The 6651-nt window shown below is 30.4% G+C and carries 8 protein-coding genes; 7 read left to right on the top strand and 1 reads right to left on the bottom strand.

The window, feature by feature from the left end; translation table 11 throughout:
* The first annotated feature begins 161 nt into the window (after window positions 1-161).
* The 7 genes from lepB to J3S90_RS15525 all read left to right on the top strand — a co-directional run bounded on the left by lepB (window position 162) and on the right by J3S90_RS15525 (window position 5944).
* Complete coding sequence (lepB, locus tag J3S90_RS15555) at window positions 162-842, top strand: signal peptidase I (RefSeq protein ID WP_210646951.1); 681 nt, start codon at window positions 162-164, stop codon at window positions 840-842.
* Window positions 843-1591: 749 nt separating this feature from the next.
* The gene (locus J3S90_RS15550; protein ID WP_210646950.1) at window positions 1592-2128 is read left to right on the top strand and encodes an STM3941 family protein; all 537 of its coding nucleotides are present in this window, start codon (window positions 1592-1594) and stop codon (window positions 2126-2128) included.
* Window positions 2129-2308: 180 nt separating this feature from the next.
* Complete coding sequence (locus tag J3S90_RS15545; protein ID WP_210646949.1) at window positions 2309-2548, top strand: hypothetical protein; 240 nt, start codon at window positions 2309-2311, stop codon at window positions 2546-2548.
* The gene (locus J3S90_RS15540) at window positions 2548-2952 is read left to right on the top strand and encodes a PIN domain-containing protein (RefSeq protein WP_210646948.1); all 405 of its coding nucleotides are present in this window, start codon (window positions 2548-2550) and stop codon (window positions 2950-2952) included. Before J3S90_RS15545 ends, J3S90_RS15540 begins: the two co-directional genes overlap by 1 nt.
* Before the next feature lie 185 nt (window positions 2953-3137).
* Window positions 3138-3530 (top strand): hypothetical protein, encoded by a 393-nt coding sequence (locus J3S90_RS15535; RefSeq protein ID WP_210646947.1) that lies wholly within the window; start codon window positions 3138-3140, stop codon window positions 3528-3530.
* Window positions 3531-3584: 54 nt separating this feature from the next.
* The gene (dcm, locus tag J3S90_RS15530) at window positions 3585-4805 is read left to right on the top strand and encodes a DNA (cytosine-5-)-methyltransferase (protein WP_210646946.1); all 1221 of its coding nucleotides are present in this window, start codon (window positions 3585-3587) and stop codon (window positions 4803-4805) included.
* Window positions 4802-5944, top strand: a complete 1143-nt coding sequence (locus tag J3S90_RS15525; protein ID WP_210646945.1) for a phospholipase D-like domain-containing protein — start codon at window positions 4802-4804, stop codon at window positions 5942-5944. The genes dcm and J3S90_RS15525 overlap by 4 nt, the downstream gene beginning before the upstream one ends.
* A gap of 525 nt (window positions 5945-6469) precedes the next feature.
* Here J3S90_RS15525 and J3S90_RS15520 read toward each other — a convergent pair.
* The coding region (locus J3S90_RS15520) for a hypothetical protein (RefSeq protein ID WP_210646944.1) at window positions 6470-6651 on the bottom strand (182 nt) is incomplete at its 5' end.

The raw sequence follows: 6651 nt of genomic DNA, 5'->3' as shown, positions 1-6651 counted from the left end.
TGTTAGTGTTCATATAAAGGCTAACATTCCATACAAATCCTATCGTAGGAATAAAGAAATTATTTATCTAAATTTGAATTGAAAACACAGTAAAAATGTGTCAACCTATTTCAGGACTTTACAAAAACAGACGAAACTTAAAATAAATATAATTTTAAAAGATGAATAAAAAAGTAAAAATAATTTTAATTACAATTGTGACGCTATTTATTTCATACTCAATTGTTGCGCAAACGGGAATTTTAAAAGCCTATAAAAATTCAACTGTAGCAAATGAACCAAATTTGAAAATTAATTCTAAAATATTAGTTTCTAATTTAGTTACACCAAAAAATGGCGATTTTGTTTCTTACAATTACGAAGATAAAATTTCGGGGAAACAAATTAGAATACATAGACTTTATGGAAAAGAAAACGACGTTGTAGAAATCATAAACGGAATTCTCTATGTGAATAAAATAAACATAGACAAAGGAATTGACCATATTCATTCTTATAAAACAACTAAAGCAGAATATTCAAAAATCAAGGAAATAGAAAAAATTTCTGACGACTTATTTGCGTATATGGACGACACAGATGATGTGATTGCTTTATTACCTGATTCAATTGCCGAAAAGTATAAAATAACATCCAAAAGAATCATTGCAGAAAAGGGGAAAAAAGATTCAACAATTCAGAAAATTTATAAAAACGATTGGAATAAAGACAATTTTGGTCCAATAAAAATACCTAATGGAAAAGTTTTTCTAATTGGAGACAACAGAGATAATTCAGAAGATTGCAGATATGTCGGATTAATAAATGAAACTGACATTGTTGGAACCATAGTTGAATACTAAAAAAAAATACGTCGCACAACAGCCGTTTGGCGAGATTGGGGTTTTAGTGGAATTAGCGTTTTTTTACTACATTTACGTTAAGCCGAAAATACTCGGCTTCGAAAGTCCCCAACCTCGGCAAGCGCAAAGACGTTACTAGCTATTTATGAGGAAGTTACGCCGAATAAATACTAGACCTCAAAGCTTTTTTTCTAGAAAATCTAAAAGTAGAAATGTGATAATTGGAATTTGAATGTGGAAGCGTGAATATTGTACGTGCTTATAAAAAGTTTCATAATTAAGGGTGAATTTAGAAACGTAAGTGTGGAAGCATAAATATTTGACGTGATAATTGAAACTTAAATATTGAAGCGTGAGTGTGGAAACTTGAGTTTCGAACTGCATAATTAAAGCTTGAAAATTGTAACTGAAATATTTCAAAGTGACAAAGTCAAATATCTAACTTAGAAACTGAATTAATAAAAATACAGAAAATCAAAAAGTGGAGAAATAGAAACGTAAAAATTGGGATTTCATAATAGAAAGTGATAAGTTTATGGCAAATAATACCGCCTAAATAAACAGCTAGTAACAGCCGTTTGGCGTGATTGGGGTTTTAGTGGAATTAGCGCTTTTTTATTACCTTTACGTTCAGCCGAAAATACTCGGTTTCAAAAGTCCCCAACCACGCCAAGCGCCAAGACGTTAGGCGTTATATTACCAGAACGCAAACGTAAAACAATAAAAATCAATAAAATACGAAGTTGTAAATGGAAAAAATAGAAATTTATTCGAGTAAGAAAAAATCATTATTATTATTAATTGCTTCCTTAATTTTTGTAATTGGTGGAATTTATATGTTTATGAACGCTGAAAATTTTACGGGTTACAGAGCAAGAAGTCCTTTTTTTATCAAAACAATCGGAATTACATCAGTTCTATTTTTCGGATTAGGAATATATGTTTCAATAAGACAAATTTTGGCGAATCAACTAATCCTAATAATTGATAAAAAAGGAGTAAATGTTAATCCAAAAAAATCGCAGACAGAATTTATTGAATGGAAAAACATAAATGGATTTTCAGAACTTAAAATACAAAGTCAAAAATTTGTAATTATTGATGTGGATAATTCAGAATATTGGATTGAAAAAGAAGAAAATGGAATACGAAAAAAATTAATGAAATTTAATGTGAATAATTATGGTTCTCCATTTAATATATCCGCAAATTCAATGCAGATGAATTATACAGAACTTATGAAAACGCTAAACGAAAATTTGAATAAATATAAATACAACGCCTAACAGCGGTTACAAGAAATGGCGAGAAATGTGGTTAATTCACATTTATCTTTCGCAAGAAATTTTATCTTAGCAGAAAATACGCAGTTTCGATGTTCGCCACTTCTTGTAGCCGCGAAACGTTAGCAGAAATATTTGACCGAAATGGGAAAAAATCATATCTTTGAATAAAACAAAACGAAAATGACTTTTACTGACAAAAATATTATAGAAAATTACTTCGGATTATTCGAGAGTTTAAACTCAATGAGTAAACTCGAACTAATTGAAAAGTTGACAAAATCATTAAAAGCTGAAACAAAAAGTAAAGAAAATAACTTTTATAAATCTTTTGGTGCATTCTCAACTGAAAAAACTTCTGATGAAATAAATACAGAGATAAAATCAAGCCGAAAATTTAGAACGAAAGAAATTAAATTCTAATGAAATATTTACTTGATACTAATATCTGTGTGCATTTTCTGCGTGGAAAATTTGAAGTTGACAAAACACTTAAATTAAAAGGTTTAGAAAACTGTTATATTTCTGAAATAACTGTTTTAGAGTTAAGGTTTGGTGCTGAAAATAGTGTTGATAAAGTAAAGTCACATAAAGCTGTTGATATTTTTTTAAAAGGAATTGTAATAATCCCAATCTACGGTTCAATAAAAAAATACGCTGAAGAAAAAGTTCGTCTAAACAAACTTGGTAAACCCCAAAATGATGAATTCGATTTATTAATTGGTGTTACTGCAATTGAAAACAAATTAATTTTAGTAACAGAAAACACAAAGGATTTTGAAAGGTTAATTGGCATTGAAATTGAGAATTGGATTGTGCGTAAATAATACTTCTGCTAACAGCCGTTTGGCGAGATTGGGGTTTTAGGCTTAATTTAAAGATGGTTTTGTACTTGGAAAATTTGTGTTTAATGGAAAAATCTCGCATCTTTACTCCCCAACCTCGCCAAGCGCCAAGACGTTGTAGGCAATGCGACCGCACCGAACAAAAAAACAACTAAATAACAGAAAATATGCCAAATATCGGAGATACGTTTGTAACAACATTAAAAAGAGCACATTTATTTTGGGGTTCTCATAGACATACTACTACTCGCGGGATAGTTTATGGGGAAGCTTATCTTCATATCCCAATATCTCAAGCAAGAAGATTAGACATTTTCAACGAAAAGCAACCAAATGCAAATATAATTTATAAATGTAATACAAATGATGGCTTTTTGACAGATGCTTTATTAAAATCATCAGGTAAGAGAAGTGAAAATGATTTGTACGCAAAACAATTTCACGGTAATGGAAATCTTAAATTATTAGGAACTTGGTTCAATCATATAAATGCACAAGTTGGAGACCGAATAGAGATTCAATTTATTACTCCAACAGAAATACTTTTAACAAGGATATAATTCTCTATCACGAATAATTATTATAAATTGCGACTTTAATTTTAGAGAGAGAAAATGAAAGTAATAGAAAAAATAAGTATTGATGAATTTGACGGGAAAAACTATCAAACAAAACTTGCTGAACCTTTCGACAAAGCTCTGATTACACACTATTTACACAATTACAGGAACGGAGTTTCTAAACATTATAAAAAAGATGCAGTAAAAGTTTTAGATAATTTTGTTGAATACAAACAAGTTGAAGAACAAATAAATATTGTTGCCGAAGATGCTTTACAACAATTACTCTTTGAAGTTGAAGATGTTCCTTTTCCAACTCCAGAAAATTATACTTTTAAATTTATTGACCTTTTTGCAGGAATTGGCGGTTTCAGATTGGCAATGCAAAACGTAGGTGGAAAATGTGTTTTTACAAGCGAATGGGAAACGAGCGCTCAAAAAACTTATAGAAAAAACTTCGGAGAAGTTCCATTTGGCGATATTACGAAAGAACGTGTAAAAAATTACATTCCACAAGAATTTGATATTTTATGTGCAGGATTTCCTTGTCAAGCATTTTCAATTGCAGGAAATCAAAAAGGTTTTGCTGACACAAGGGGAACATTGTTTTTTGACATCGAACAAATAGTTGTTAAACACAGACCAAAAGTTGTGTTTTTAGAAAATGTAAAAAATTTAGTTTCTCACGATAACGGAAATACGTTTAAGACAATCATTTCTGTTTTAGAAGATAAGTTAGGTTACAAAGTTTTTACCAAAATTTTGAACTCAATGACTCACGCAAATGTTCCACAAAATCGTGAAAGGATTTTTATCGTTGCATTTGACCCAAATCAAGTAGAAAATTTTGCTGATTTCAAATTTCCTTCGGAAATTAAATTAACAAAAACTATTCACGATATTTTAGAGCAAGGTAAACAAGCCGAAAACTTATATTATAAAGAAGACCACGCCTATTTTCCAGAACTTGAAAAAGCAATGGTTTCAAAAGATACAGTTTATCAATGGCGCAGAGTTTATGCAAGAGAAAATAAAAGTAATGTTTGCCCAACTTTAACGGCAAATATGGGAACAGGCGGACATAATGTGCCACTTATAAAAGATGATTTTGGAATTAGAAAATTAACTCCGAAAGAATGCTTTTTATTTCAAGGTTATCCCGAAAATTATATTTTACCAAACTTGGCAAATAGTAAACTTTATATGCAAGCAGGGAATTCAGTAACTACAACACTAATCGAAAGAATTAGCAACGAAATCATAAGAGTTTTATGAAATCATTCGCAGAAATTGACATAGAAAAAAACGGAAATTATTTAAAACTGCTTTCAGCAGTTTCAAAGCTTTCGGGTTTATTCAGCGAAAGTGCTGTTCCATTCATAAATTATCGTGTTGCCGAAAATATATTTTGTAGAAGTTTTGATGCGGGAAATCTTTCTCGTTCAGACACAGCTTTTGATGCAAATTATAATTCTGTTGGTGTTGGTTTAAAAACTTTTGTTTGTAATGGAAATTCAAGTAATGAAAAAGTTGCAGAATTTAACTCGTTATCAAGAACTTTAAAAGATTTTAAAGGCAAGGAACTTGCTTTAAAACTTGGGGAATTCCGAAACGACAGAATAAATTTAGCAAATCGTGTTTACAACATTGAAGATTCACTTTATCACATTATAGCTCGTAAAGAAAAAGAATTATTACTTTACGAAACGGATTATAACATCATTGATGTTACTAATATCCACTCGGTTAAAGATAATAAAGCAAGTTTACAATTTGAAGATGGACATAATTTGTACTCATTCAATTATTCAAAAAGTACACTTTTTAGAAAATTTATAATTCCTCAAAATGCTTTTCGTTTGCCGATTGATATAATAGAAGACCCATATTCGCTATTACTCGAATTGTTTGAAGAAAACAAAAATTTAAAAACGGCAACTGATAAACTTATTAAAGGAGAAAATTATGTGATTTTACCTCTTTATGGAATTCAGAAAGGAGAAAAATTTATTTTTGAACGAAGTGGTTTAAATCAATGGAATGCAAATGGAAGAAAAAGAGATTTTGGAGAAATTTACATTCCAATTCCTGCGGAATTGCACAGAAAATTTCCAAATTTCTTTCCAAAACGAGACCAAGACTTTAATTTACAAATTCCAACAGGAGAAATATTTACTGCCAAAGTTTGTCAAGAAAATTCAAAAGCTCTAATGACGAATCCGAACAAAGCTTTGTCTGATTGGTTATTACGTAGAGTTTTACAACTTGCTGAAGGTGAATTAGCGACAATAGAAAAACTTGATAAATTAGGTTTTGATAGTGTAATAATTATGAAAGACGAAAACGGAGATTTCAAAATTGACATTATGAAAACAAACACTTACACTGAATTTAATACCGAAACCGCAGAATAAGCACTGCCTACAACAGCCGTTTGACGTGATTGGGATTTAGTGGAATTAGCGTTTTTTTATTACCTTTACGTTAAGCCGAAAATACTCGGTTTCAAAAGTCCCCAACCACGCCAAGCGCCAAGACGTTAGCAGAGATAGCTCCGCGGAACCTTTAAACGTTTGGTTTGTTAAAATATTAATTGAGTTTTAAGTTTGTATAAAACGATAATTTTGAAAGTATTTTTCGAAAATTATTGTTGAATTTTAAAATATTCTTGGAATGTGTTTGTTGCAAATTGTTTTTGAAAATTATAATAGAATTTATTAGTCGAAAATGCTCTTTGAAAAACGGAATATCTAGAAATAAATATCAATTTTCATAACTCTATTTTTCAAGAGTGGAAAAAAGTCTGCTTTAAATTTTGTTGGAATGCAATTGAATCGGCATTTTGGAATTGCATTTCTATGCCTGCTCAACTTGTGTGTCGCTACCGCTGCTAACAGCCGTTACACGATAGTTGCGATTTTTGTGGAATTAGCGTTTTTTTACATATCTTCGTTTAGCAGAAAATACTCTGCTTTAAAGTCGCAACCATCGTGTAGCGCCAAGACGTTAGCCGACATTTTACCGAAAAATCGTACTAAAAACAATACTATTTTAAAATCATAAATGGAATTTAATAAAGAAATTGAAATTATTTTGAAAGATTGCAGAAGTTTAGCAATAG

The sequence above is a fragment of the Flavobacterium flabelliforme genome, assembly GCF_017948675.1.
Taxonomy (GTDB): domain Bacteria; phylum Bacteroidota; class Bacteroidia; order Flavobacteriales; family Flavobacteriaceae; genus Flavobacterium; species Flavobacterium pygoscelis.
This window is presented reverse-complemented; position numbering and strand designations above follow the sequence as displayed.

Bases quoted from the DNA above. Each gene is read 5' to 3' on its own strand.
- J3S90_RS15535 (WP_210646947.1), top strand. From the start codon at position 3,138: ATGCCAAATATCGGAGATACGTTTGTAACAACATTAAAAAGAGCACAT.
- dcm (WP_210646946.1), top strand. From the start codon at position 3,585: ATGAAAGTAATAGAAAAAATAAGTATTGATGAATTTGACGGGAAAAAC.
- J3S90_RS15525 (WP_210646945.1), top strand. From the start codon at position 4,802: ATGAAATCATTCGCAGAAATTGACATAGAAAAAAACGGAAATTATTTA.
- J3S90_RS15550 (WP_210646950.1), top strand. From the start codon at position 1,592: ATGGAAAAAATAGAAATTTATTCGAGTAAGAAAAAATCATTATTATTA.
- J3S90_RS15545 (WP_210646949.1), top strand. From the start codon at position 2,309: ATGACTTTTACTGACAAAAATATTATAGAAAATTACTTCGGATTATTC.
- J3S90_RS15540 (WP_210646948.1), top strand. From the start codon at position 2,548: ATGAAATATTTACTTGATACTAATATCTGTGTGCATTTTCTGCGTGGA.
- lepB (WP_210646951.1), top strand. From the start codon at position 162: ATGAATAAAAAAGTAAAAATAATTTTAATTACAATTGTGACGCTATTT.